Here is a 26,325-nt window from a genome sequence, read left to right as displayed (position 1 = left end):
CAGTCTGAACGAGAGTACTGAGTGAACGTTTTCTTCGAGGAATCGGGCAGTTTCAAGGCGGGCAGCGTGCTGTCGCGCCAGGGCGACGCATTTCAGGTCGAGTTGCCCGGCGGGCGGCGTGCGAAGGTGCGCGCGAAAGACGTGCTGATCGAATTTGACAAGCCGGCCGCGGGCGAACTGATGCAGGAGGCCGACACGGCCGCGCAGCAGATCGATCTGGACTTCCTGTGGGAATGCGCGCCGGCCGACGAGTTCGCGTACACGGCGCTGGCCGCCGAGTACTTCGGCGCGACGTACGGCCCGGTCGAGCGCGCGGCGCTGGTGCTGCGGCTGCACGGCTCGCCCGTCTACTTCCGTCGCAAGGGGCGCGGCCAGTACCAGCGCGCGCCGGAAGAGCAGCTCAAGATGGCGCTCGCGTCGCTCGAGCGCAAGCGCCAGCAGGCGCTGGTGCAGGCGCAGTATGAAGAGGAGCTGAAGGCCGGCAAGCTGCCGGAAGCGTTCGCGGGCAAGGTGCTCGGGCTGCTCACGCGGCCGGACAAGAATTCGATCGAATACAAGGCGATGGAAGCGGCGGCCGGCGCGCGCGGCGTGTCGCCGGCGCGGCTGATGCTCGACTGCGGCGGCATCGAGTCGCCGCGTGCGCTGCACGAAGCGCGCTTTCTCGCGGAATTCTTCCCGCACGGCACGGGCTTTCCGCCCGTCACGGTCGGCCCGCTGCCGGACGATCTGCCGCGCGCGGACGTCGAGGCGTTCTCGATCGACGACATCACGACCACCGAAATCGACGACGCGTTCTCGGTCGAGCACCTGGCCGACGGCCGCGTGCGGATCGGCGTGCACATCGCGGCGCCGGCGCTCGGCATCGTGCGCGGCGACGCGGTCGACGCGATCGCGCGCGCGCGCCTGTCGACCGTCTACATGCCGGGCGACAAGATCACGATGCTGCCGGACGACGTCGTCGACGTGTTCACGCTGAAAGAGGGCGATTACCGCCCGGCGCTGTCGCTGTACATCATCGTCAACCGCGACACGCAGGACATCGTCGCAAGCGAGACGCGCGCCGAGCTCGTGTTCGTGAAGAGCAACCTGCGCCACAACACGCTCGACGAGCTCGTCAACGAAGAGACGCTCGCGGCCGGCACCGGCGACTACCCGCACAAGGACGACATCGCCGTGCTGTGGCCGCTCGCGCAGGCGCTGTTCGAGAAGCGCCAGGTCGCGCGCGCGGGCTACGGCCTGAAGCGCGAGGTGCAGCGCAACACCGACTACAACTTCTACGTCGAAGGCGAGCACGTGACGATCACGCCGCGCCGCCGCGGCTCGCCGCTGGACCTGATCGTGTCGGAGCTCGCGATCCTCGCGAACTCGACCTGGGGCGCGTTCCTGCACGACCACACGGTGCCGGGCATCTACCGCTCGCAGCGCGGCTTCGGCGCGCCGGGCCCGAAGCGCACTCGGATGCAGACGACGGCCGCGCCGCACGAAGGCCTCGGCGTCGCGCAGTACGCGTGGAGCACGTCGCCGCTGCGCCGCTACGTCGACCTCGTGAACCAGTGGCAACTGCTCGCGTGCGTGCAGCACGGCGTCACCGCGAAGCTCGCCGCGCCGTTCAAGCCGAAGGACGCCGATCTCTACGCGGTCGTGCAGGGCTTCGACGATACGTATACGGCCTACGCCGACTACCAGCGCCGGATGGAGTACTTCTGGTGCCTGCGCTGGCTCGCGCAGGAACAGAAGAAGCAGGTGGTCGCGAGCGTCGTGAAGGGCGATCTCGTGCGCCTCGAGGAAATCCCGCTGCTGCTGCACGTGCCGGGGCTCGGCGTGCATGCGCGCGGCACGCGCGTGCTGCTCGACGTGATGTCGCTCGACGAGCTGACGATCGAGGCGTCGGTGCGCCTCTTGAACGTGCTCGACGCGCCGACCGTGACGAGCGGCGACGCGGCCGACGAAGAGGACGACGCCGAAGGCGGCGACGACACGCTGGTCGACGCGGAAGACGCGTCGGCGGAAACCGAGGCCGAAGCGCTGGCCGAGGCAGACGGCGCGGCGGCCGACGGCGGCGAAGCCGCGAGCGGCAACGACGGCGAAGAGGGGCGCGCATCATGAGCGCAGCTGCGTCGACGAGCGGCGCCGACCGCTATGTCGTGTTCGGCAACCCGGTGGCGCACAGCAAGTCGCCGTTCATCCACGCGCAATTCGCCGCGCAGACCGGCGAGCCGATCGAATACACGCACCGGCTCGCACCGATCGACGGGTTCGAGGCAGCCGTGCGCGCGTTCGTCGCCGAAGGCGGACGCGGCGCGAACGTGACGGTGCCGTTCAAGCTGGACGCGCATGCGCTTGCCGACACGCTGTCGGCGCGCGCGGCGGCGGCAGGCGCGGTGAACACGCTGCGCATCGACGCCGACGGCCGCCTCCACGGCGACAACACCGACGGCGTCGGCCTCGTGCGCGACATCGAGGCGAATCTCGGCGTGTCGCTCGCGGGCGCGCGCATCCTGCTGCTCGGCGCGGGCGGCGCCGCGCGCGGTGTCGTGCTGCCGCTGCTCGATCGCGCGCCGCTGTCGATCGGAATCGTGAACCGCACCGCGAGCAAGGCCGAAGCGCTCGTCGGCCAGTTCATGCAGGCCGCGCACGACGCGGGCTGCACGCTCGCGGGCGGTGGCCCCGGCGTCGTGCGGGCCGAGCCGTACGACGTGGTGATCAATGCGACGGCCGGCAGCCTCGACGCCGCGCTGCCGGAATGCGACCCCGCGGCGTTCGGTGCCGGCACGCTCGCGTACGACATGATGTACGGCGCGCAGCCGACCGTGTTCATGCAGCACGCGGCGTCGCTCGGCGCGCGCACGGCCGACGGCCTCGGGATGCTGGTCGAGCAGGCGGCCGAATCGTTCTTCATCTGGCGCGGCGTGCGGCCGGACGGCGCGCCGGTGCTGGCCGCGCTGCGCCAGGCGCTCGCGGCGAGCTGAACGGAGCGCGGCACGTGGTGGCGGTGAGCGGCACGCAGCGCACGCGGACGGTGAGCCTCGCTCGCTGGGCCGTCTACGCGGGATCGGTGTTCGCGGGCGCGTGGCTCGCGACGCAATTGTTCTATCTCGCGCAGATCGCGCTGTGGTCGTTCGTGAATCCGGGCTCGACCGCCTTCATGCGCACCGACGCGTGGTGGCTGTCGCGCGACACGCCGCCCGCGCAGATCCGGCACCAGTGGGTGCCGTACGACCAGATCTCGCGCAACCTGAAGCGGGCGCTGATCGCGTCCGAAGATTCGACCTTCGCGACCAACAACGGCTACGACGTCGACGCGATCCTGCAGGCGTGGGAGAAGAACAAGGCGCGCGGCAGGATCGTCGCGGGCGGCTCGACGATCACGCAGCAGCTCGCACGCAACCTGTTCCTGTCGCGCGAGAAGAGCTACATCCGCAAGGGCCAGGAGCTGATCATCACGTGGATGCTCGAAACGGTGCTCGACAAGGAGCGCATCTTCGAGATCTACCTGAATTCGGTCGAATGGGGGCGCGGCGTGTACGGCGCCGAAGCGGCCGCGCGCTATTACTACAAGATTCCCGCGAGCCGGCTCGGCGCGTGGCAGTCCGCGCGTCTCGCGGTGATGCTGCCGAAGCCGCGCTGGTTCGATGCGCATCGCGGCTCGGCCTATCAGGCGCAGCGCGCGGCGGTCATCGCGCGCCGGATGGGCGCGGCCGAACTGCCGCAATCGGAGTGAGCGGCGCGCCCGCGCTGCTGCGTTGTCCATTCCGTCGTCGACGCGCGATTGGTGCGCTGCAGCGCATCCGTGTCGCCGCCATTTCGGGCCACATCCTTTAGACGAATCCGTCTATTTCGCTTTACTGAGCAATACCGATAAGTGCGCGATTTTGTTGACCGACATCGCACGAAATCCGTGCTTTTTTAGCCGCCGCGGGTAAACGCGAAAGTCGCTGAAAGCGCCGTGAAATGCAACGTTTCGCGAATCGAAGCATTCCTGAAAGGTGTGCGCTGCACCGCTTGCGCGCCAAATATTTCAAAATTTTTCAAAGCTGACGGGCTCGCGTATATTGGCCAGCGCCTCGGCTTATCGGCCGCAATCGAGGCGGGGGGGGCTTATCCGGCCGCTCGACACAAAAAACATCCGAGAGAAGGAACGCAACGATGCCAGCGAGCAAAGCGAAGCTGTTGTTGGGGGTGGTGTGTTCTTCGCTGATTCTGACGGCCTGCAACGACGACGTGACGTCGTCGTCTGCCGCGAGCGTCGCGAATTCAGCCGATCCCGCCGGTCAGGTCGACCGCGCGTACAACGATCCGAACAGTTATTCGTCGAGTGCGAACGCGTCGCTCGACGCGTCCGCCGCGGTCGAGAAAGCCGCCGTCACGCACCATCAGATCACGCTGAACGGCAAGACGATCCGGTACACGGCCACCGCCGGCCACCTCGTCGCCCGCAATCCGCAGACGGGCGCGCCCGAAGCATCGTTCTTCTACGTCGCCTACACGGCCGACAACCAGCCCGCGGCGAAGCGGCCCGTCACGTTCCTGTACAACGGCGGCCCCGGCTCGGCGTCGGTGTGGCTGCACCTCGGCTCGTTCGGCCCGCGCCGGATCCAGACCGGCGACCCGAACGCGAACACGTCGACGTTCCCGTTCGTCGACAACCAGGAAACCCTGCTCGACACGACCGACCTCGTGTTCGTCGATGCGATCGGCACCGGCTTCTCGGAAGCGGTCGCGCCGAACACGAACCAGACGTTCTGGGGCGTCGACCAGGACGCCGGCGCGTTCCGCGATTTCGTGACGCGCTACCTGAGCGTGAACCAGCGCAGCGCTTCGCCGAAATACCTGTTCGGCGAGTCGTACGGCACGCCGCGCACCGACGTGCTCGCGAACCTGCTCGAGACGGCCGGCGTGAAGCTCGACGGCATCGTGCTGCAGTCGTCGATCCTGAACTACAACACCAACTGCGACATGGCGAGCGACTATGTCGGCAACTCGAACAGGGGCGCGAGCCCGGTGAGCTGCGCGGGCTTCGTGCCGTCGTACGGCACGGTCGGCGCGTACTATCAGCTCGACAATCCGAACCCGTCGAACCTGCCGCAGTATGCGGACCAGATGCGCCTGCTGACGGCCGGCAGCTACGCGCCGGCCGTGAACGCGTACCTCGCGAGCCACACGCCGCCGCCGCCGAATCTCGTCACGACGATGGCGAATTCGACCGGCGTGAAGCAGGCGTTGTGGAATGCCGACTTCAACGTGGTCCCGACCTTCTTCGACAACAGCTTCCAGCTGTCGCTGATTCCGGGCACGCTGATCGGCCGCTACGATGCACGCGTGAACGTGCCCGTGTCGAGCCCGCTCGCGGCCGACGGCGATCCGTCCAGCTCGTTCATCACGAAGCCGTTCACCGACACGATCGGCAGCTACCTGCCGAACGAGCTGAAGTACACCGCGCAGTCGGCCTACTCGGTGAGCAGCAATGCGATCAACACGTGGGACTGGACGCACGACGGCCTCGCGATGCCCGACACGATTCCCGATCTGGCCGCGGCGCTGACGCTGAATCCGCAGTTGAAGGTGCTGTCGCTGAACGGGTATCACGACATCGCGACGCCGTTCTACCAGACCGAGCTCGACCTCGCGCGGCTCGGCACGCAACCGAACCTGACGATCAAGGACTATCAGGGCGGGCACATGGTTTATCTCGACGATACGTCGCGTCCGCAGGAGAAAGCCGATCTCGTGACCTTCTACGGCGCGGCCGCGCACTGATGCGATGCGTGAGGCCGGCGACAGGCGCCCCAGGTGGCGCTGCTCGCCGGCCGTCGACGACCTCATTCCAGACTGGAGCCTGACATGAAGAATCGTTTCATCGTCGTTGCCGCGGCGCTCGCATGCGCCGGCGCCGCAACATCCCTCTCCGCGTTCGCGCAGGCGAGCGACGCCGCCGCACCGGCGCGCGCGCGCCAGGCGCAGCTCGGCGACCCGTACGTGCCGCCGGCCGCGCGCCACGCGACCGCCGGCACGCAGACGACCGGCGCCGCGCTGCACGCGCAGGTGGTGCGCAAGCTCGCGCGGCAGTTCAGCGCGGCCGACACGCAGAACACGGGGTCGATCACCGAGGCGCAGGCGCGCGCGGCCGGCCTCGGCTATGTCGCGAACCATTTCCGGCAGATGGATGCCGCCGGTAGCGGCCGCGTGTCGTTCGCGGACGTACAGCGCTACATGCAGGCGCGCAGCAGCACGAGCCAGCAGTAAGCGCGGCACGCGGCGAACAAACGGGGGCGGAACCTGCGGAACGGCGGGTTCCGCCCCCGTGCGCATGGCGCGGCTGGGATACCGGGCTCGCCGTGGATTTAGCCGGGATTCTCATTATCTGGGCAACGCATTCAAATATTGGAGACGAATGCGTGCGCTCCTACAATCCGAAGCACATCGACAGCTTCGGACCCACGCATCGCGCGGCGCCCGTCGCACACGGAGACACCTTCCATGAAGTTCGCCGGGCGCTTTACTCGGTGCATCGACCGCCGCCACGCCGCCGCATCGGACGCAGTTCCGGCGCCGCGCGGGCGGCTTCACCGATTCCGTTGAAGAAGCCCCGCCCCATGACCAAGATGCCAGACTCCCTTGCCCTCGACGCCCGGCGCGCGATGCCGGACGATGCGTCGCTGACCGACAGCATCGGCGCGACCAGCACGCCGCTCGACCTCGCCGCGCAGCAGGCCGGCACGCAGACGCTGCTGCGCGGCCTCGCGATTCTCGAGGCGATCGCCAACGGCGCGCGCGACATGCGCGCGATCGGCGCCGCGCTCGGCACGACGCGCAGCACGACGCACCGGCTCGTCAGCAGCCTCGTGCAGGCGCGCTATCTGCGCCAGGTGCAGGGCGGCTACCTGCTCGGCCCGAAGCTGATCGAGCTCGGCACGATCGCGCTCGAGCAGATGCCGCTCACCGCGGTGGCGCGCCCGCATCTGGAAGCGCTCGCGGAAGCGACGCTCGACACGATCCATCTCGGCGTGCGCGACGGCGACGACGTGTTGTACATCGACAAGATTCCCGGCACGCGCGGCCTCGAGATGCGCTCGCGCGTCGGCCACCGGATGCCGCTCGCGTCGACGGGTATCGGCAAGGCGATGATGCTCGACCTCGATCCGGACCTGTGGCGCTCGCTGTTCGAGGCCGCGCGGCGCGCGCTGGCCGGCGTCAACTTCAAGCCCGACAACCGGCCCGAGACGAGCGCGTTCCTGCAGCGCATGGCCCATTACGCGGCCGGCGGCTATACGTTCGATCTCGAGGAAAACGAGGCGTCGATCCGCTGCGTGGCCGCGCCGATCCGCGACGCGTCGGGCGCGATCGTCGCGGCGGTGTCGGTCGCGAGCACGATTCCGTACATGCCGCACGACCGCATGGACGAACTGATTCCGCTCGTGCAGCGCGAAGCGCGAGCCATTTCCGCGGAACTGGGCTGGAGCCCGCCGCAGGGTACCCGCAGGATCAAACGATGACGACTTCGACCCGGCCCGCTCCGGATGCCAGTTCCGCTTCCCCGTCGCTGATCGCGCTCGACTGGGGCACCACGTCGCTGCGCGCGTATCTGTACGACGCGCACGGCGTGCCGATCGATACGCGCAGCCGGGCGGCCGGCGTGATGCACGTGCCGGGCGGCGGCGCGCGCGCGTTCGACGCGGTGTTCGAGGAAGCGTGCGGCGACTGGCTCGACCGTACGCCCGGCCTGCCGGTGCTCGCCGCCGGGATGGTCGGCAGCGCGCAGGGCTGGCGCGAAGCGCCGTACGTCGCGGTGCCGGCCGGCGCCGACGCGCTCGTCGCGGGGCTCATCACCGTGACGACGTCGCGCGGCGCGACGGTCTCGATCGTGCCGGGCGTGATCGCGACGGGCGAATTGCCCGACGTGATGCGCGGCGAAGAAACGCAGATCGTCGGCGCGCTCGCGAGCGATCCCACGCTTGGCGCCGATCGTTCAGGGGTACTGATCGGCTTGCCGGGCACGCATGCGAAATGGGCGTGGGTGAAGGACGGGATGATCGAACGCTTCCAGACCTTCATGACCGGCGAGCTGTTCGCGGTGCTGCGCGATCACACGATCCTCGGCCGCACGATGCGCCCGGGTGCGTCGCCCGACCGCGACGCGTTCGTGCGCGGCGTATCGGTCGCACGCGGCGCGCAGCACACGGGGCTGCTCGCGACGATTTTCAGCACGCGCACGCTGGGGCTGACCGACCGGCTCGCGCCCGATGCGCAGGGCGACTACCTGTCGGGCCTGCTGATCGGTCACGAGCTCAATGCGCTCGACGCGATGCTCGCGGAGCGTGGCATCGCGCTCGCCGATCAGCCGCTGCTGCTGATCGGCGACGACGGCTTGTGTTCGCGTTACGTCGATGCGCTCCAGGTATTCGGCCATGCGCATGCGCGCGTGGCCGCGCATGCGACCGAGCTGGGCCTGTGGCGGATCGCGTCGCGTGCCGGGCTCGTGCGCGCGGACGGCGAGCCCGTCTGCGCGGATCAATGAACTGCTTGCGGAGGAACTTTCGATGTCGTCCGACCTGACACTGCCCGCGCCGTACACGCCCCACGCCGCGCTGATGCGCGCGTTCGATGCGTGTCCGCTGATCGCGATCATGCGCGGCATCACGCCCGCCGAAGCGGCCGACCACGGCCGCGCGCTCTACGAAGCCGGCTTCCGGATCGTCGAGGTGCCGCTGAACTCGCCGGAGCCGTTCGACAGCATCGCGGAGCTGCGCCGCGCGTTGCCCGACGACATGATCGTTGGCGCGGGCACCGTGCTGCGCGCCGAGTACGTGGACCGCGTGCAGGATGCGGGCGGCGCGCTGATCGTGATGCCGCACAGCGACGCGGCCGTGATCCGCCGCGCGCGCGAGCGCGGGCTGGCGAGCGCGCCGGGCGTCGCGACGCCGACCGAAGCGTTCGCGGCGCTGACGAACGGCGCCGACGTGCTGAAGATGTTCCCGGCCGAACAGCTCGGCGTGAGCGTCGTGAAGGCCTGGCGCGCGGTGATCGACCGCGCGGTGCCGCTGATTCCGGTCGGCGGGATCGCGCCGGACAACATGCGGCCGTTCCTCGACGCCGGCGCGAACGGCTTCGGGCTTGGCTCGGCGCTGTATCGCCCGGGCCAGTCGGCCGACGCGACCGCGGCGAACGCGCGCGCGTTCCAGGTCGGCTTGCGCGCGGCGCGCGGCGGAGCCGCATGATGGGCCGCCTCGCGGGCAAGGTCGCGATGGTGACGGGCGCGGGCCGCGGCATCGGCGCCGCGATCGCGCGCGCGTTCGTGCGCGAAGGCGCGGCCGTCGCGCTCGTCGATCTCGACTTCCCGCAGGCGCAGCACACGGCCACCGCGATCGCGCACGCATGCGACGGCGCGCGCGTGCTGCCGCTGCAGGCGGACGTCGCGCGGCAGCAGGCGGTGCGCGAGGCGCTCGCGCAGGCCGAAGCGGCATTCGGCCCGCTCGACGTGCTCGTGAACAACGCGGGCATCAACGTGTTCGCCGATCCGCTGACGATGACCGACGACGACTGGCGGCGCTGCTTCGCGGTCGATCTCGACGGCGTGTGGCACGGCTGCCGCGCGGCGCTGGAGGGCATGGTCGAGCGCGGTCGCGGCAGCATCGTGAACATTGCGTCGACGCATGCGTTCAGGATCATCCCGGGCTGCTTCCCGTATCCGGTCGCGAAACACGGCGTGCTCGGCCTGACGCGTGCGCTCGGCATCGAATACGCGGCGCGCAACGTGCGCGTGAACGCGATCGCGCCGGGCTACATCGAGACGCAACTGACGCGCGACTGGTGGGACGCGCAGCCCGATCCGGCCGCCGCGCGCGCGGAGACGCTCGCGCTGCAGCCGATGAAGCGGATCGGCCGCCCGGAGGAGGTCGCGATGACGGCCGTGTTCCTGGCGTCCGACGAGGCGCCGTTCATCAACGCCGCGTGCATCACCGTCGACGGCGGGCGCGCGGCGCTGTACCACGACTGACGCAACTGACGTAACGATTCGAAAGACCGCACGTGCGACGGCCGCGCGCACGCTGCGTCGAAACCAACAAGCGGCTGCATCCTGTTCGATGAAAACAAGGAGACACTGGAGATGAAACGCAGAACGTTCGTAACGCTGGCCGCTGCGGCCGCGGTGGTGATGGGCAGCCCGGTCGCGCACGCGGCCGACCCGGTCAAGATCGGCTTCCTGGTGAAGCAGCCTGAGGAGCCGTGGTTCCAGGACGAATGGAAATTCGCCGAGATCGCCGCGAAGCAGAAGGGCTTCACGCTCGTGAAGATCGGCGCGCCGTCCGGCGAGAAGGTGATGAGCGCGATCGACAACCTGTCCGCGCAGAAGGCGCAGGGCTTCATCATCTGCACGCCCGACGTGAAACTCGGGCCGGGCATCGTCGCGAAGGCGAAGTCGCACAACCTGAAGATGATGACGGTCGACGACCGCCTCGTCGACGGCGCGGGCAAGCCGATCGAGTCGGTGCCGCACATGGGGATTTCCGCGTACAACATCGGCAAGCAGGTCGGCGACGGCATCGCGGCCGAGATCAAGAAGCGCGGCTGGGACATGAAGGACGTCGGCGCGATCGACATCACCTACGAGCAGTTGCCGACCGCGCACGACCGCACGAGCGGCGCGACCGACGCGCTGGTCGCCGCCGGCTTCCCGAAGGCGAACGTGATCGCGGCGCCGCAGGCGAAGACCGACACCGAGAACGCGTTCAACGCGGCGAACATCGCGCTCACCAAGAACCCGCAGTTCAAGCACTGGGTCGCGTACGGCCTGAACGACGAGGCCGTGCTCGGCGCGGTGCGCGCGGCCGAAGGGCGCGGCTTCAAGGCCGACAACATGATCGGCATCGGCATCGGCGGTTCCGATTCGGCGTTGAACGAGTTCAAGAAGCCGCAGCCGACCGGCTTCTACGGCACCGTGATCATCAGCCCGAAGCGCCACGGCGAGGAAACCTCGGACCTGATGTACGCGTGGATCACGCAGGGCAAGGCGCCGCCGCCGCTGACGCTGACGACGGGCATGCTCGCGACGCGCGACAACGTGGCGAAGGTGCGCGAGGAGATGGGGCTCGCGTCGAAGTAAGCGGCCCGCCGGCTGCCGCGGCAATGCGGCGGCCGGCGGTCGATCGATTCTGAAGTGGAGAGACGACGTGTCAGCGGCACTGCGTTTTGACAATATCGGCAAGGTGTTTCCCGGCGTGCGCGCACTCGACGGCATTTCGTTCGACGTGCATGCGGGCGAGGTGCATGGCCTGATGGGCGAGAACGGCGCGGGCAAGTCGACGCTGCTGAAGATTCTCGGCGGCGAATATCAGCCCGATGCGGGCAGCGTGCTGGTCGACGGCCAGCCCGTGCAGTTCGCGAATGCGGCCGCGTCGATCGCGGCCGGCATCGCGGTGATTCACCAGGAATTGCAGTACGTGCCCGACCTGACGGTCGCGGAAAACCTGCTGCTCGGCCGCCTGCCGAACGCGTTCGGCTGGGTGAGGAAACGCGAGGCGAAGCGTTACGTGCGCGAGCGGCTCGCCGAGATGGGCGTCGATCTCGATCCCGATGCGCGGCTCGGGCGGCTGTCGATCGCGCAGCGGCAGATGGTCGAGATCTGCAAGGCGCTGATGCGCAACGCGCGCGTGATCGCGCTCGACGAACCGACGAGCTCGCTGTCGCATCGCGAGACGGAAGTGCTGTTCAAGCTGGTCGACGACCTGCGTGCGCAGGGCCGCGCGCTGATCTACATCTCGCACCGGATGGACGAGATCTACCGGTTGTGCGATGCGTGCACGATCTTTCGCGACGGCCGCAAGATCGCGTCGCACGAAGCGCTGGCCGACGTGCCGCGCGAGCGGCTCGTCGCCGAGATGGTCGGGCGCGAGATCGCGGACATCTACCATTACGCGCCGCGCGCGCTCGGCGACGTGCGGTTTTCCGCCGAAGGCATCGACGGGCCGGCATTGCGCGAACCGGCGAGCTTCTCGGTGCGCGCGGGCGAGATCGTCGGCTTCTTCGGGCTCGTCGGCGCGGGTCGCAGCGAGCTGATGCGGCTCGTGTACGGCGCGGACCGCCGGCGCGCGGGCGTGCTGACGCTCGACGGCGCGCGCATCGACGTGAAGCGCACGGGCGACGCGATCCGCCACGGCATCGTGCTGTGCCCCGAGGACCGCAAGGAAGAAGGGATCATCGCGATCGCGTCGGTCGCGGAGAACATCAACATCAGCTGCCGCCGCCATTCGCTGCGCGCGGGTCTGTTCATCAACGGCAAGGCCGAGAGCGAAACGGCCGACCGCTTCATCCAGCGGCTGAAGATCAAGACGCCGAACCGGCGCCAGAAGATCCGCTTCCTGTCGGGCGGCAACCAGCAGAAGGCGATCCTGTCGCGCTGGCTTGCGGAGCCCGACCTGAAGGTCGTGATCCTCGACGAGCCGACGCGCGGCATCGACGTCGGCGCGAAGCACGAGATCTACGACGTGATCTACCGGCTCGCGGAGCGCGGCTGCGCGATCGTGATGGTGTCGTCGGAACTGCCGGAAGTGCTCGGCGTGTCCGACCGCATCGTCGTGATGCGCGAAGGCCGGATCGCCGGCGAGCTGCCGCGCGCGCAGGCGAACGAGCACGCGGTGCTGAACCTCGCGCTGCCGCAGACGAGCGCGGCCGAGGCGGCCTGACGCGGCATACGACATTCGAATCGAACACGCGCGGCGCGGGCCGCGCGATGCAGGAGCAGGAGACACATCATGCAAGTCAACGAAAACCTGGCCAGCGCCGCCGTGAAGCCGTCGGCCGACGCGCTGGTTCCGCAGCAGAGCGACCGCCAGAAGTGGTGGCAGCATCTGACCGAATACAGCCTGATCGCGATCTTCGCGGTGATGTTCATCACGATGTCGCTGACCGTCGATCACTTCTTCTCGATCGACAACATGCTCGGCCTCGCGCTGTCGATCTCGCAGATCGGCATGGTCGCGTGCACGATGATGTTCTGTCTCGCGTCGCGCGACTTCGACCTGTCGATCGGCTCGACCGTCGCGTTCTCGGGCGTGCTGTGCGCGATGGTGCTGAACGCGACCGACAACACGTTCGTCGCGATCGTCGCGGCGGTCGCGGCCGGCGCCGCGATCGGCTTCGTGAACGGCGCGGTGATCGCGTACCTGCGCATCAACGCGCTGATCACGACGCTCGCGACGATGGAGATCGTGCGCGGGCTCGGCTTCATCGTGTCGAAGGGGCAGGCGGTCGGCGTGTCGTCGGATACCTTCATCGCGCTCGGCGGGATGTCGATGTTCGGCGTGTCGCTGCCGATCTGGGTCACGCTGCTGTGCTTCATCGGCTTCGGCGTGCTGCTGAACCAGACCGTGTACGGCCGCAACACGCTCGCGATCGGCGGCAATCCGGAAGCGTCGCGGCTCGCGGGGATCAACGTCGAACGCACGCGCGTGTACATCTTCCTGATCCAGGGCGCGGTCACAGCCCTCGCGGGCGTGATTCTCGCGTCGCGCATCACGTCGGGCCAGCCGAACGCCGCGCAGGGCTTCGAACTGAACGTGATCTCCGCGTGCGTGCTCGGCGGCGTGTCGCTGATGGGCGGCCGCGCGACGATCTCGGGCGTCGTGATCGGCGTGTTGATCATGGGCACCGTCGAGAACGTGATGAACCTGCTGAACATCGACGCGTTCTACCAGTACCTCGTGCGTGGCGCGATCCTGCTCGCGGCCGTGCTGCTCGACCAGCTGAAGAACCGCGGCGTACGCGACTGACCGACCTGTTTCCACGGAGACGATCCGCATGACCATCGATACTTCCGCGCCGGACTCGCACGCCGCGAGCGACGCGCGCTTCGCGCGCTACCCGAGCCTCGAGGATCGCGCGGTGCTGATCACGGGCGGCGCGACCGGCATCGGCGCGTCGTTCGTCGAGCACTTCGCCGAACAGGGCGCGCGCGTCGCGTTCGTCGATCTTGACGCGGCGGCCGGCGCCGCGCTGGCCGAACGCCTCGCGCACGTGCGCCATGCGCCGCTGTTCCTGCCGTGCGACCTGACCGACATCGATGCGCTGCGCGGGGCGATCGACGCGATCCGCGCGCGCATCGGCGCGATCGCGGTGCTCGTGAACAACGCGGCGAACGACACGCGCCACGCGATCGGCGACGTGACGCCCGCGTCGTTCGACGCGGGCATCGCGGTGAATCTGCGTCACCAGTTCTTCGCCGCGCAGGCGGTGATCGACGACATGAAGCGGCAGGGCGGCGGCGCGATCATCAATCTCGGCTCGATCAGCTGGATGCTGAAGAACGGCGGCTATCCCGTCTACGTGATGGCGAAGGCGGCCGTGCAGGGCCTGACGCGCGGCCTCGCGCGCGATCTCGGCCCGTTCGGCATCCGCGTGAATTCGCTGGTGCCGGGCTGGGTGATGACCGACAAGCAGCGCCGGCTGTGGCTCGACGACGCGGGCCGCGCGGCGATCAAGGCCGGCCAGTGCATCGACGCCGAACTATTGCCGGCCGACCTCGCCCGGATGGCGCTGTTTCTCGCGGCCGACGACAGCCGGATGATCACCGCGCAGGACGTGATCGTCGATGGCGGCTGGGCCTGACCGTTCGCACCGACCTGCATCGTTTCTTCGACGAAGGAAAGGAGCTCACCATGACCGCCACGTCCTCGCGCGCATCGTCGTCCACCAGCCAGTCGCGCCGCGCGCGCCTGGCCGCCGCCGCCCAGCCGGTCAGCCCCGGCCCGCAGACGGCCGTGTTCGCGCAGGGCGTCGGCGCCGCGCATGCGGCGGCCGTCACGCTGTCGAACGCGTCGCTGCGGCTCGACGTGCTGCCGCACCTCGGCGGCGGCATCGCGCGCTTCGACTGGCGCGGCGAGAACGGCGCGCTGGTGCCGGTGTTCCGCCGTTGCGAGCACCCGGAGACGGCGACCGACCCGAACGAGCTCGCATGCTATCCGCTGCTGCCGTATTCGAACCGGATCGGCGACGGGCGCTTCGAATGCGACGGGCGCAAGGTCGCGGTGCCGCGCAACCGTCGCGACGAGCCGCTGCCGATCCACGGCGACGGCTGGCTCGCGCCGTGGCAGGTCGACGATGCGACCGACACGTCGCTGCAACTGTCGCTCGACCGGACGGCCGGCGCGCCGTATGCATTCCGCGCGATCCAGTCGTTCGAGCTCGACGACGCGACGCTGTCGATCGCGCTGACGATCGAGAACGCGGGACGCGCGCGGCTGCCGTTCGGGCTCGGCGTGCATCCGTTCCTGGTGCGCGATGCGGCGACCGAGCTGGCCGCGGCGGCGGGCGGCCTGTGGCTGTCGGGCGCCGATTTCCTGCCGGTGCGGCACGTCAGCGTGCCGCCGGCCTGGCAGTTCGGCGTCGCGTATCCGCTGCCGGCCACGCTCGTCAATCACGCGTTCACCGGCTGGGGTGGCCACGCGACGGTGAGCTGGCCGCGCCGGCGGCTGTCGCTGACCGTCGCGGCCGACGCCGACGCATACGTGCTCTACACGCCGCCGGGCGAGGATTTCTTCTGCTTCGAGCCGGTCGATCATCCGATCAATGCGGTGAACCTGCCGGGCGGCGCGGCCGCGCACGGGATGACGCTGCTCGCGCCCGGCGAGCGGCTCACGCGGCGTTTCGCGTTCACCGTCGAGCGCGCCGATGCGCGCAGCAATGCCGCGACACACGAGGGGCGCCGGCGACGCGGGTAAAATACGCGGTCTACCAACGGTTTGCCGCGAGTACCCGCCATGTCTTCCCCGCTTACTTTCATCGAATCGCTGCGCGCCGCGTGGCAACGCACGAATTCGCTGCTGTGCGTCGGCCTCGACCCCGAGCCGTCGCGCTTTCCCGTGCAGTTCGACGGCCAGCCCGACGCGATCTTCGAATTCTGCCGGCAGATCGTCGACGCGACCGCGCCGTACGCGAGCGCGTTCAAGCCGCAGATCGCCTACTTCGCCGCGCATCGCGCGGAAGACCAGCTCGAACGGCTGATCGCGCACATCCATCTACAGCATCCGGGCCTGCCCGTGATCCTCGACGCGAAGCGCGGCGACATCGGCAGCACGGCCGAGCAGTATGCACGCGAGGCGTTCGAGCGCTATCGCGCGGACGCCGTCACCGTGAATCCGTACATGGGCTACGACTCGGTCGAGCCGTACTTCGAGCATGAAGGCAAGGGCGTGATCGTGCTGTGCCGCACGTCGAACCCGGGCGGCTCGGACCTGCAGTTCCTCGACACGAACGGCCGGCCGCTGTACCAGGTGGTCGCCGACCTCGCGGCGAACAAATGGAACGCGAAGAACGGCCAGCTCGGCCTCGTGGTCGGCGCGACGTTCCCGAAGGAGATCGAGATCGTGCGCGGGATCGTCGGCGACATGCCGCTCCTGATTCCCGGCATCGGCGCGCAGGGCGGCGACGTGCAGGCGACCGTCAACGCAGGCCGCACGGCGGACGGCACCGGGATGATGATCAACTCGTCGCGCGCGATCCTGTACGCGAGCAAGGGCGAGGATTTCGCCGAAGCCGCGGCGCTCGCCGCGCAGAAGACGCGCGACACGATCAACGCGCATCGCTGATCGGCCGCACCGGCTGTCCGGGCCGGCGCCGGCGCCCGCCCGGGCAGCCGGCGCCGGCGTGCTCCCACGCGCGAGCCCGCCGCTTCCCTCCCGTTTTTCCGCTCCTCTGCCGGCCCGGCCCGCGCTGGCGCACGCGGACAACTTCCCGTCGCTTCCGCACCGCATCCCCGCGCACCAATCGCGCGATGCTGCGCTTGTCATCGATCTGTCACGAAAACGTCAAGAAAGGGAGCGACGCCATGCCCAAGCTGTCCCGCCGTCTTCTGAGCGCGTTCGCCGCGTCGTTGTGCATGACGTTCGCCCATGCGGCGGATCTGTCGCACTGGCCGGCCGACGGCGCGAAGGCGCTGAACGCGATGATCGCTGCGCACGCGAACCGCGGCGACTACGCGGTGTTCGACGCCGACAACACGACCTACCGCTACGACCTCGAGGAATCGCTGCTGCCGTACCTCGAAAATCGCGGCGTGCTGACGCGCGACGCGCTCGACCCGTCGCTGAAGCTGATCCCGTTCAAGGATTCCGCCGACTACAAGGAGTCGCTGACGAGCTACTACTACCGGCTGTGCGAGATCGACGATCTGGTCTGCTATCCGTGGATCGCGCAGGCGTTCGCCGGCCAGTCGCTCGCCGACCTGAAGCGCCACGTCGACGCGATGCTCGCCGACGGCAAGCCGATCCCGATCCGCTATTGGCAGGGTGACAAGGTGGTCGACGGCACGGTCAATCCGCCGCGCTTCTTCCGCGGGATGCAGGAGCTGTACAACGCGCTGCGCGAGAACGGCATCGAGGTCTACGTGATGACGGCCGCGCACGAGGAGCTCGCGCGGCTCGTGCTGGCCGACCCGAAGTACGGCTACAACGTGAAGCCGCAGAACGTGATCGGCGTGACGACGCTGCTGCGCAATCCGGCGACCGGCGCGCTGACGACGTCGCGGCTGCAGATCAAGGCCGGCAAGTACGACGAGGCCGCAAACCGCGCGCTGGTGATCACGCCGTTCCTGATGAACCCGATGACGTGGTACGAAGGCAAGCTCGGTTCGATCGTCGGCTGGATCGACCAGTGGAAGAAGCCGGTGCTCGTCGCGGGCGACACGCCGACGTCCGACGGCTACATGCTGCTGAACGCGACCGACGTCGCGCGCGGCGGCGTGCGCGTGTGGGTCAACAAGAAGGACAAGCAGATGGCGCAGATCCGCGCGTGGTCGGACGAATCGGCCGCGAAGCAGAAGTCGCTCGGCCTGCCGGTGACGGCGGACAAGAACTGGATCGTCGTGAAGCCCGACGCGATTCAATAAGCGAGCAGGGGCGCGGCACGCGCCCGGGCCGGTCAGCCTTCGCGCTCCTCGAGCAGCTTCAGCAGCCCGCGCAGTGCATGCGCGGCTGCCTGCGTGCGGATCTGTTCGCGATCGCCCTTGAAGACGAGCGTCTCGACATCGGTATGCAGCCGGTTGCTCCAGCCGAACGACACGGTGCCGACCGGCTTCTTCTCGCTGCCGCCGGCCGGGCCCGCGATGCCGGTGACGGACAGCGCGACCTGCGCGCGGCTGTTGCGCAGCGCGCCTTCGGCCATTGCGCGCGCGACGGGCTCGCTGACCGCGCCGTGCTTGTCGATCAGGTCGGCGGGCACGCCGATCATCTCGATCTTGGCCTGGTTCGAATAGGTGACGAAGCCGCGCTCGAACCACTGGCTGCTGCCGGAAATGTCGGTGATCGCCGTGGCGATCATCCCGCCGGTGCAGGATTCGGCGGTGGCGAGCGTGAGGTGCTCGTCACGCAGCTTGTTGCCTGCGCGGATCGCAAGCTGATGGACGACGGAATCGGTTGGCATGCGCGTCGGGAAACGGGAGTCGGGAAATCGGTCAGCCGCCGACGGAGCGCCACAGCGCGATCACGAGCAGCGTCATGAACGCGGCGACCAGGTCGTCGACCATGATGCCGAGCCCGCCTTTCAGGCGGCGGTCGAAGTAGCGGATCGGCGGCGGCTTGAGCATGTCGAAGAAGCGGAACGCGACGAACGCCCACAGCTGACCGACGAAGGTCGCGGGCGTGACGAACAGCATCACGAGCCAGATCGCGACGATCTCGTCCCAGACGACGGCGCCCGGATCGGCCACGCCGGCCTTTCTCGCGGTGAAACCGGTGACCCACGCGCCGGCCACGAAGCCGACGGCGATCAGCGCCCACCATTCGGGCACCGTCAGGTAGCGGTTGAGCACGACGAACGTGAGCCAGCCGAACAGCGAGCCGAACGTGCCGGGCATGATCGGCGCGAGGCCGCTGCCGAAGCCGAGCGACACGAGATGCGCGGGGTGCGACAGCATGAAGCGGGCCGTCACGCGGGTCGGCGCGGGTGGCGCGGCGCCGGGCTCGGCCGCGGCGGGCGCGGGCGTCGGATCAGTCTGCATGGAAGTGGTCGAAGCCGTGCAACGTGAGAGCGAGGGGCGCGCCGGCGGCGTCGCGCCACGCGATGGCGGGGTGCGCCGACGGCGCGGACAACGCGCGTATTGTACCGATTCGCGTGACCGGCACGCCGGCCGCGGCGCCCGCCGCTTCGACCGCCGCGCGGGCTGCCACCGGCGCGGTGAAGCACAGTTCGTAGTCGTCGCCGCCCGCCAGCGTGCAGCGGCGCTGCACGTCGGCCGGCAGCGTCGCGAGCGCGGCCGAGCGCGGCACCGCGTCGGCGTCGATCTCGGCGCGTACGTTCGAGCGCGTCAGGATGTGCTCGAGATCGCCGGCCAAGCCGTCCGACAGGTCGAGCGCCGCGTGCGCGACGCCCGCGAGCGCGAGGCCGAGCGCGACGCGCGGTTCGGGCCGCTCGAGCGCGCGCCGGAACGCGGCGGCTTCGTCCGCGCCGGCCGTCCACTCGCCGCGGGCGACGCCGAGGCCCGCGCGCGCGTCGCCGAGCGTGCCGGATACCCACACGTCGTCGCCGTCGCGCGCGGCATCGCGCCGCAGCGCCGCGTCCGGCGCGACTTCGCCGAACACGGTCACGCACAGGTTCAGTGGCCCGCTCGTCGTGTCGCCGCCGATCAGCTCGCAGCCGTATCGCTCGGCCAGCGCGAACAGCCCGTTGCTGAAGGCCTCGAGCCACGCCGCATCGGCGCGCGGCAGCGCGCATGCGAGCGTGAACGCGCGCGGCTCAGCGCCCATCGCGGCGAGATCCGACAGGTTGACCGCGAGCGTCTTGTGACCGAGCGCGTCGGGCGCGACGTCGGGGAAGAAATGTCGGCCTTCCACCAGCATGTCCGTCGAAATGGCCAGCAATTTCCCGGATCGGGGCGCAATCAGTGCGCAATCGTCGCCGATGCCGAGCGTCGACGCGCGCGCGCCCTGCGCGGCGCGGCGCGTGAAGAAGCGTTCGATCAGCGAAAACTCGGAGAGGGCGGCTGGCACGGCGGGCGATCCGAAACGGTGAAAGGAACGGCATTGTACGAGGCGAGCGGCGGCGCTCCTGCACTATCCAGTACATTTTTGTCGCGGCTGTTGCACCCGAATCGCCGGTCTGGCGGCCGATGATTGGCGCTACAATGCCGTCGAACAGTTATTCTAATCCGCCCGTCACGAGACACATGTCCACCCAAGCCTCCTCCAAAGCCAAGCTGCGCGAAGCCGCGCTCGACTATCACGAATTTCCGACCCCCGGCAAAATCGCGATCGCCCCGACCAAGCAGATGATCAACCAGCGCGACCTCGCGCTCGCGTATTCGCCGGGCGTGGCGTACGCGTGCGAGGAGATCGTCGAGAATCCGCTCAACGCGGCGCGTTTCACCGCGCGCAGCAACCTGGTCGGCGTCGTGACGAACGGCACGGCGGTGCTCGGTCTCGGCAACATCGGCCCGCTCGCGTCGAAGCCGGTGATGGAAGGCAAGGCCGTGCTGTTCAAGAAGTTCGCGGGCATCGACGTGTTCGACATCGAGCTGAACGAGTCGGACCCGCACAAGCTCGTCGACGTGATCGCCGCGCTGGAGCCGACCTTCGGTGGGATCAACCTCGAAGACATCAAGGCGCCGGACTGCTTCATCGTCGAGCGCGAAGCGCGCAAGCGGATGAAGATCCCGGTGTTCCACGACGACCAGCACGGCACCGCGATCGTCGTGGCCGCGGCCGTCACGAACGGCCTGAAGGTCGTCGGCAAGGACATCAAGAAGGTCAAGCTGGTGGCGTCCGGCGCGGGCGCTGCCGCGCTCGCGTGTCTCGACCTGCTGGTCGACATCGGGCTGCCGCTCGAGAACATCACGGTGACCGACCTGGCCGGCGTGGTCTACAAGGGGCGCGCCGAGCTGATGGATCCGGACAAGGAGCGTTTCGCGCGCGAGACCGACGCGCGCACGCTGGCCGAGGTGATCGACGGCGCGGACATCTTCCTCGGGCTGTCGGCCGCCGGCGTGCTGAAGCAGGAGATGGTGAAGGGCATGGCCGAGCGCCCGCTGATCCTCGCGCTCGCGAACCCGACGCCGGAAATCCTGCCGGAGCTCGCGCTCGAAGTGCGCCCGGACGCCGTGCTGGCCACCGGCCGCACCGATTATCCGAACCAGGTCAACAACGTCCTGTGCTTCCCGTTCATCTTCCGCGGCGCGCTCGACGTCGGCGCGACGACGATCACGCGTGAAATGGAGATCGCGGCCGTCAACGCGATCGCCGAGCTCGCGCAGCACGAGCAGAGCGACATCGTCGCGACCGCATACGGTATCCAGGATCTGTCGTTCGGGCCCGAATACCTGATTCCGAAGCCGTTCGATCCGCGCCTGATCGTGAAGATCGCGCCGGCCGTCGCGCAGGCCGCGATGGACGGCGGCGTCGCGACCCGCCCGATCGAGGACATGGAGGCGTACCGCGTCCATCTGCAGCAGTTCGTGTATCACAGCGGCACGACGATGAAGCCGATCTTCCAGATCGCGCGCGCCGCGCCGGAAGAGAAGAAGCGCGTGGTGTTCGCGGAAGGCGAAGAAGAGCGCGTGTTGCGTGCCGTTCAGATCATCGTCGACGAAAAGCTCGCGAAGCCGATCCTGATCGGCCGCCCGTCGGTGATCGAGCACCGTATCCAGCGCTACGGCCTGCGCCTCACGCCCGGCACCGATTTCACGGTCGTCAACACCGAGCACGACGAGCGTTACCGCGACTTCTGGCAGACGTACCACAAGATGATGGCGCGCAAGGGTATCAGCGAGCAGCTCGCGCGCGTCGAAATGCGCCGCCGCACGACGCTGATCGGCTCGATGCTGGTGAAGAAGGGCGAAGCGGACGGGATGATCTGCGGCACGATCAGCACCACGCACCGCCACCTGCACTTCATCGACCAGGTGATCGGCAAGCGTCCGGGCTGCAGCGTGTACGCGGCGATGAACGGCCTCGTGCTGCCGGGCCGCCAGATTTTCCTCGTGGATACGCACGTGAACGTCGATCCGACCCCGGAAGAACTGGCCGAGATCACGATCATGGCCGCGGAAGAAGTGCGCCGGTTCGGCATCGAGCCGAAGGTCGCGCTGTTGTCGCACTCGAATTTCGGCACGAGCAACGCACCGTCGGCGAAGAAGATGCGCGATACGCTCGCGATCCTGCAGGAAACCGCACCGGAACTGAAGGTCGACGGCGAGATGCACGGCGACGTCGCGCTCGACGCGGCGCTGCGCAAGGAGATCCTGCCGGAATCGACGCTGGAAGGCGACGCGAACCTGCTGATCCTGCCGAACATCGACGCCGCCAACATCGCGTACAACCTGCTGAAGACGGCCGCCGGCAACAACATCGCGATCGGGCCGATCCTGCTGGGCGCCGCGCAGCCGGTGCACGTGCTGACCGAATCGGCGACCGTTCGTCGCATCGTCAACATGGCGGCGCTGCTGGTCGCCGACGTGAACGCCGCGCGCTGAGCCAGAACGAACGCGCCACCCGGTCGAACCGGCGTGGCGCGCCCGGGAAAATTGTAAACAAAAGCAAAAAGAGGCGTGCCCGCAACGGGCACGCCGCCGGGCAGGGCGCACACGCGCTTCCCGCAAAGCAACAGCAGCATCTCTCCACTCCAGGCAGCGAGCGAGGCAAGGAGGCAGTTCTTGCCCACCGAGAGGTGCCGCACGCATTCTATCTTATGTAAGATAAATGTAGTGCGATTTCGGTAAAAAATGCGGAATTCGCGGCATCGCGAGGCTTTCGATTCCCAAACGGACATTGATTCGCGCGGCCAATAACGCTACGCTAACGCCTTTGTTGGTCGTCAACTACTTGATTTAACAGCGGGAACCCTGGTTCATGGCACGCAAGTGGCTCCGCAACGGCGCGCTCGCGTCCGTCTTCGCGATGTTCGCGATGGGTATCGTCGGCACGCCGACGGGCAGTCTGGTTTCCGCCGCTTACGCACGGGAGGCCGTTCCGGCCGACGTGGCTGCCAGCGGGCTCGATACGATCCCGACTGCCAGTCTTCCGCGCGAGGCCGTGACCACGCTAAGCCTGATCGCCGCCGGCGGCCCCTATCCGTACGAGAAAGACGGCGTCGTATTCGGCAATCGCGAGCGGATCCTGCCGAAGGCGAAGCGCGGCTACTACCATGAGTACACGGTGCCGACGCCGCGTGCGCGCAATCGCGGCGCGCGCCGGATCGTCTGTGGCGGTCCGTTGCGCCGGATCGACAACTGTTATTACACGGGCGACCACTACAACAGTTTTAAACGTATTGTTGAATGACTTCGGGACGAATGGCATGAGCGACTCCATCTACGCGCACGATACGGCGGCGGCGGAACTGTTCGCGGCCGGCGACGGCAATCTGTTTCAGCGTGTGATTCAGCTGCACGCGGCGGCGCAGGCCGGCGGCACGCCGGAGCAACAGGAAGCCGAGCCCGGGCTTTCATCGAACGAGGAGCCTATGAGCCTTTTCACGACCGTGCGACCCAATCTCGTGCAGTCGATCCGCGCGTTCCGCGTGCAGGATCTCGCCGACGAAGCCGGTCGGCTCGGCCAGCATTTCCTGTACGCGTATTGCGGCGCCGCGCAGTCGAAGCAGGAAGTGATGGAAACGATCGCGACCTCGTTCCTGTTTCCGAAGCATTTCGGGAAGAACTATGACGCGCTGTACGACTGCCTGACCGACCTCGTTGCGAAGGCCGGCGCGCAGCCCGGCTTCGTGATCGTCCTCGAAGGGCTGCCGATCGCGCAGAAATTCGACAAGGAAGGGCGCGAAACGCTGCTCGACGTGTTTCGCGAGGCGGCCGAATTCTGGGCCGAGCGCAAGGTCGCGTTCCGCGTGTTCTACTCGTTCGCGTAAGCGCATCGGTCCGCGTGGCCGATTCGCCGAACGACCCGTCAAAAGCCCGCTTCGAGCGGGCTTTTTTGCGTTTGCGATTCGCGCCCGGCTGCAGGGCGTGGCGCGCGAAGCACGGTGTGGGGCGAGCCGTTGAACGCGGCGCGCCGACGCGTTTTTACCACCCGCCCCAGCGCGCCGCCAACGCCGCGAGCACGGCCGCGCCGGCCGTCTCGGTACGCAGCACGCGCGGCCCGAGCGACAGCGCGGTGAACCCGCGTGCGCGAGCTGCATTTTCCTCGTCGGGCGACAGCCCGCCTTCGGGTCCGATCAGCAGCGTGACGGCGGCCGCGGGCGGCGCGTCGGGCAGCGACGCGAACGGGATGCTCGCGCGCGGCGACAGCAGCAGCCGCAGTTCGCCGTCGGCCGGCGCGGCCGGCAGCGCGTCGAGCCATGCACTGAAGCCGATGACCGGCGCGACGTCGGGCACGCGGTTGCGGCCGCATTGCTCGCACGACGCGCGCACGACGCCGCGCCAGTGCGCGACGCGCTTGTCCGCGCGTTCGCCGGACAGCTTCACGACGCCACGCGCGGTCGACAGCGGCACGACCGCCGCGACGCCGAGCTCGACGGCCTTCTCGATCACCCAGTCCATCTTGTCGCCGCCGGCGATCCCCTGCGCGAGCGTCACGCGATAGGGCGGCTCGGCCTCGGCGGGCTCGAACGAATCGACCTGCACGAGCGCGCTGCGCTTGTCGACCTCGACGAGCCGCGCGCGGTACTGGCCGCCCGTGCCGTCGAACAGCGCGAGCACGTCGCCGGGCTGCAGGCGCAGCACCTGCACGTGGCGCGCGACGTCGGCCGGCAACGCGAGCGTGGCGTCGGCGCGCAGCGCGGCGTCGACGAAAAAGCGCGGCACGGCCGCGGTGGTGGTGGCTTCGGTCATGCGTGTGGCGGTTTCGGTCATGCGTCGAGACGGCACCCGAGCGCCCAGCGGTAGCCGTCGAGATCCTCGATCTGCGCGAACCGGTCGCCCCAGAACTGATCCTGCGGCGCGCTCAGCGATTTCGCGCCCGCGTCGAGCGCGCGCTGCCAGGTGGCGTCGACGTCGTCGACATACAGATAGAACGATTGCGGCGCGGTGGCGTTCGCGTGCTTCGGCGTGAGCGCGGGCGAGCCGAACGCGCCTTCGGGCGCGAACATCACGATCAGCTGGCCGCGATAGGCCATCTCGACGTGCATGATCGCGCCGTCCTCGTCGTGCACGTCGCGCACCGTGAAGCCGAATGCGGCCTGGAAGAACTCGATGGCCGCGCGCGCGTTGCGCACGGCCAGGTAGGGCGTCAACCAAGGCACGTTGGCCGGACGTGGATCGGTCATGAAAATCTCCTGTTGCACAGTGTCGGCGCTTCTCGCGCCTGCGCCGGTCTCATGCTGGAACAACGGAACGTTGCGGCCGTCCGGATGTTCAGCGGCGAACGCCCAGTGTATCGCGCAGCGCGCGCGGCAGGGCAAAGAGGGACGCATGCAGTCGCGCATCGTAGTAGCGCAGGCCGTGGACGCGGCGGGCCGCGAGCCGTTCGTCGACATCGTGCGCGAACAGCGCGGCCGCATCGAGCGTGTCGCTCGCGATCGCCATCAGCCACTGCGAGCCGTACAGCGGCACGTGCGCGGACAGCGGATCGACGACCGCGAAGCTCGCGCGCAGGTCGTCGAGCAGCGCCGCGATGCGCGCGGCGTGGAACACCGGCGAGCCGAGATGCATCGAGATCGCGCCGCAGCGCGTGAGGATCCGCTTGAGCCGCGCGTAGAACGCGCGCGTATAGAGGCCGGCCGCCGGCGAATCGGGCGGCGTGAGGTCGAACACGACGAGATCGAAATGTTCGATCGTCGCCTCGACGAAATGCGCGGCGTCGCCGATCACGACCTCGACGCGCGGGTCGTCGAGCGCACCCTGGTGCACGTCGTCGAGATAGCGGCGCGCCATCCCGACCACCTCGTCGTCGAGTTCGGCGATCACGATCCGTTCGATGCACGCGTGCTTGAGCAACTGACGCGCGGCGCCGCCGTCGCCGCCGCCGAGCACGAGCGCCTTCTTCGGCGACGGATGCGCGAGCGCGGCCGGGTGCGTCATGCACTCGTGATACACGTACTCGTCGCCGACCGACGTCATCGGCCGGCCGTCCAGCGTGAACAGCCGGCCGAGCTGCGGGGTTTCCCAGACTTCGATCTGCTGGTGCGGGGACGCGACGTGCGCGAGCCGCCGCGCATTCGGGAAGCCGTAGGTGGCGTCGGGCGTAGGGTGAAAGAGAAGGGTCGTGCTCACGGGCGGGCCGCTGGGGCGGGCAGTTCCGACGCCTGAATTATAGGAGGCGGGCGGTTTGGTGGAAAACCGTGCCGGAACACGATGCGCCGACAAGGGAAATGTCAGCCCATCTGTTAAAATGACGAGCTTTGCAGCCCCGTCCGTTGGCTCCGTCCGCTTCGCGTCCGTCAGGCGCCGCACCG

At 68.6% G+C, this 26,325-nt stretch carries 25 protein-coding genes; 19 read left to right on the top strand and 6 right to left on the bottom strand.

Annotation, left to right across the window (positions count from 1 at the left end):
• The first annotated feature begins 21 nt into the window (after nucleotides 1–21).
• The 16 genes from H0X90_RS20285 to H0X90_RS20210 all read left to right on the top strand — a co-directional run bounded on the left by H0X90_RS20285 (nucleotide 22) and on the right by H0X90_RS20210 (nucleotide 17,878).
• Nucleotides 22–2,106 carry an RNB domain-containing ribonuclease gene (locus tag H0X90_RS20285; protein WP_006496746.1) on the top strand — a complete coding sequence of 695 codons (2,085 nt, stop codon included), beginning with the start codon at nucleotides 22–24 and terminating at the stop codon, nucleotides 2,104–2,106.
• Nucleotides 2,103–2,969, top strand: coding sequence for a shikimate dehydrogenase (gene aroE, locus H0X90_RS20280; RefSeq protein WP_006496745.1), 867 nt, complete (start codon nucleotides 2,103–2,105; stop codon nucleotides 2,967–2,969). Before H0X90_RS20285 ends, aroE begins: the two co-directional genes overlap by 4 nt.
• Nucleotides 2,970–2,983: 14 nt before the next feature.
• Nucleotides 2,984–3,721, top strand: a complete 738-nt coding sequence (gene mtgA / locus H0X90_RS20275; protein WP_006484660.1) for a monofunctional biosynthetic peptidoglycan transglycosylase — start codon at nucleotides 2,984–2,986, stop codon at nucleotides 3,719–3,721.
• A gap of 425 nt (nucleotides 3,722–4,146) precedes the next feature.
• Nucleotides 4,147–5,757, top strand: a complete 1,611-nt coding sequence (locus tag H0X90_RS20270) for a S10 family peptidase (RefSeq protein ID WP_006496743.1) — start codon at nucleotides 4,147–4,149, stop codon at nucleotides 5,755–5,757.
• Nucleotides 5,758–5,841: 84 nt separating this feature from the next.
• Entirely contained in the window at nucleotides 5,842–6,243 is a 402-nt protein-coding gene (locus H0X90_RS20265) for an EF-hand domain-containing protein (protein WP_006496742.1), read from the top strand.
• Nucleotides 6,244–6,593: 350 nt separating this feature from the next.
• Nucleotides 6,594–7,493, top strand: coding sequence for an IclR family transcriptional regulator (locus H0X90_RS20260; protein WP_012492967.1), 900 nt, complete (start codon nucleotides 6,594–6,596; stop codon nucleotides 7,491–7,493).
• Nucleotides 7,490–8,515: a 2-dehydro-3-deoxygalactonokinase gene (locus H0X90_RS20255; protein ID WP_006487542.1), complete on the top strand. Its 1,026-nt coding sequence runs from the start codon at nucleotides 7,490–7,492 to the stop codon at nucleotides 8,513–8,515. Before H0X90_RS20260 ends, H0X90_RS20255 begins: the two co-directional genes overlap by 4 nt.
• Nucleotides 8,516–8,537: 22 nt before the next feature.
• Nucleotides 8,538–9,215 (top strand): 2-dehydro-3-deoxy-6-phosphogalactonate aldolase, encoded by a 678-nt coding sequence (locus H0X90_RS20250; protein ID WP_034201041.1) that lies wholly within the window; start codon nucleotides 8,538–8,540, stop codon nucleotides 9,213–9,215.
• Nucleotides 9,215–9,994, top strand: coding sequence for an SDR family oxidoreductase (locus tag H0X90_RS20245; RefSeq protein WP_034201040.1), 780 nt, complete (start codon nucleotides 9,215–9,217; stop codon nucleotides 9,992–9,994). The genes H0X90_RS20250 and H0X90_RS20245 overlap by 1 nt, the downstream gene beginning before the upstream one ends.
• A 111-nt stretch (nucleotides 9,995–10,105) precedes the next feature.
• Nucleotides 10,106–11,101, top strand: coding sequence for an arabinose ABC transporter substrate-binding protein (locus H0X90_RS20240; protein WP_006491025.1), 996 nt, complete (start codon nucleotides 10,106–10,108; stop codon nucleotides 11,099–11,101).
• Between the two features lie 67 nt (nucleotides 11,102–11,168).
• On the top strand, nucleotides 11,169–12,680 hold the full coding sequence (araG, locus tag H0X90_RS20235) for an L-arabinose ABC transporter ATP-binding protein AraG (RefSeq protein ID WP_034201039.1): 1,512 nt from the start codon (nucleotides 11,169–11,171) through the stop codon (nucleotides 12,678–12,680).
• 69 nt (nucleotides 12,681–12,749) lie between these two features.
• Nucleotides 12,750–13,766, top strand: a complete 1,017-nt coding sequence (gene araH, locus H0X90_RS20230) for an L-arabinose ABC transporter permease AraH (protein WP_006491027.1) — start codon at nucleotides 12,750–12,752, stop codon at nucleotides 13,764–13,766.
• A gap of 28 nt (nucleotides 13,767–13,794) precedes the next feature.
• Complete coding sequence (locus tag H0X90_RS20225; protein ID WP_006491029.1) at nucleotides 13,795–14,601, top strand: SDR family NAD(P)-dependent oxidoreductase; 807 nt, start codon at nucleotides 13,795–13,797, stop codon at nucleotides 14,599–14,601.
• Nucleotides 14,602–14,651: 50 nt separating this feature from the next.
• On the top strand, nucleotides 14,652–15,713 hold the full coding sequence (locus tag H0X90_RS20220) for an aldose 1-epimerase (RefSeq protein WP_034201038.1): 1,062 nt from the start codon (nucleotides 14,652–14,654) through the stop codon (nucleotides 15,711–15,713).
• Nucleotides 15,714–15,752: 39 nt separating this feature from the next.
• Nucleotides 15,753–16,580, top strand: coding sequence for an orotidine-5'-phosphate decarboxylase (pyrF, locus tag H0X90_RS20215; protein WP_006483119.1), 828 nt, complete (start codon nucleotides 15,753–15,755; stop codon nucleotides 16,578–16,580).
• Nucleotides 16,581–16,819: 239 nt separating this feature from the next.
• On the top strand, nucleotides 16,820–17,878 hold the full coding sequence (locus tag H0X90_RS20210; protein WP_034201870.1) for a hypothetical protein: 1,059 nt from the start codon (nucleotides 16,820–16,822) through the stop codon (nucleotides 17,876–17,878).
• Between the two features lie 32 nt (nucleotides 17,879–17,910).
• Here H0X90_RS20210 and H0X90_RS20205 read toward each other — a convergent pair whose 3' ends face one another.
• Genes H0X90_RS20205 through thiL form a run of 3 tightly spaced genes read right to left on the bottom strand, consistent with a single transcriptional unit; the run spans nucleotide 17,911 to nucleotide 19,976 of the window.
• The gene (locus H0X90_RS20205; RefSeq protein WP_034201037.1) at nucleotides 17,911–18,411 is read right to left on the bottom strand and encodes a CinA family protein; all 501 of its coding nucleotides are present in this window, start codon (nucleotides 18,409–18,411) and stop codon (nucleotides 17,911–17,913) included.
• 31 nt (nucleotides 18,412–18,442) lie between these two features.
• Nucleotides 18,443–18,988: a phosphatidylglycerophosphatase A gene (locus tag H0X90_RS20200; RefSeq protein WP_034201036.1), complete on the bottom strand. Its 546-nt coding sequence runs from the start codon at nucleotides 18,986–18,988 to the stop codon at nucleotides 18,443–18,445.
• Nucleotides 18,978–19,976, bottom strand: a complete 999-nt coding sequence (gene thiL, locus H0X90_RS20195) for a thiamine-phosphate kinase (protein ID WP_077189460.1) — start codon at nucleotides 19,974–19,976, stop codon at nucleotides 18,978–18,980. Before thiL ends, H0X90_RS20200 begins: the two co-directional genes overlap by 11 nt.
• Nucleotides 19,977–20,110: 134 nt before the next feature.
• Here thiL and H0X90_RS20190 point away from each other — a divergent pair, with 134 nt between their 5' ends.
• The 3 genes from H0X90_RS20190 (at nucleotide 20,111) to H0X90_RS20180 (ending at nucleotide 23,841) form a co-directional block, all read left to right on the top strand.
• The gene (locus tag H0X90_RS20190) at nucleotides 20,111–22,453 is read left to right on the top strand and encodes an NADP-dependent malic enzyme (RefSeq protein WP_034178301.1); all 2,343 of its coding nucleotides are present in this window, start codon (nucleotides 20,111–20,113) and stop codon (nucleotides 22,451–22,453) included.
• Nucleotides 22,454–22,829: 376 nt separating this feature from the next.
• Nucleotides 22,830–23,261: a ribonuclease domain-containing protein gene (locus H0X90_RS20185; RefSeq protein ID WP_006490731.1), complete on the top strand. Its 432-nt coding sequence runs from the start codon at nucleotides 22,830–22,832 to the stop codon at nucleotides 23,259–23,261.
• Nucleotides 23,262–23,277: 16 nt separating this feature from the next.
• Nucleotides 23,278–23,841, top strand: a complete 564-nt coding sequence (locus H0X90_RS20180; RefSeq protein ID WP_006476945.1) for a barstar family protein — start codon at nucleotides 23,278–23,280, stop codon at nucleotides 23,839–23,841.
• Nucleotides 23,842–23,995: 154 nt separating this feature from the next.
• Here the strand turns inward: H0X90_RS20180 and H0X90_RS20175 are convergent, their stop codons facing one another.
• The 3 genes from H0X90_RS20175 to speE all read right to left on the bottom strand — a co-directional run bounded on the left by H0X90_RS20175 (nucleotide 23,996) and on the right by speE (nucleotide 26,143).
• Nucleotides 23,996–24,763, bottom strand: a complete 768-nt coding sequence (locus H0X90_RS20175) for a 16S rRNA (uracil(1498)-N(3))-methyltransferase (RefSeq protein ID WP_006493615.1) — start codon at nucleotides 24,761–24,763, stop codon at nucleotides 23,996–23,998.
• Between the two features lie 17 nt (nucleotides 24,764–24,780).
• A complete protein-coding gene (locus H0X90_RS20170) occupies nucleotides 24,781–25,197 on the bottom strand; it encodes a glyoxalase/bleomycin resistance/extradiol dioxygenase family protein (RefSeq protein ID WP_006485715.1) in 417 nt (138 codons plus the stop codon).
• Nucleotides 25,198–25,285: 88 nt separating this feature from the next.
• The gene (speE, locus tag H0X90_RS20165; RefSeq protein WP_006485711.1) at nucleotides 25,286–26,143 is read right to left on the bottom strand and encodes a polyamine aminopropyltransferase; all 858 of its coding nucleotides are present in this window, start codon (nucleotides 26,141–26,143) and stop codon (nucleotides 25,286–25,288) included.
• Nucleotides 26,144–26,325: the final 182 nt, after the last annotated feature.

Source organism: Burkholderia sp. 9775_39 (genome assembly GCF_015712225.1).
Taxonomy (GTDB): Bacteria; Pseudomonadota; Gammaproteobacteria; order Burkholderiales; family Burkholderiaceae; genus Burkholderia; species Burkholderia cenocepacia.
This window is presented reverse-complemented; position numbering and strand designations above follow the sequence as displayed.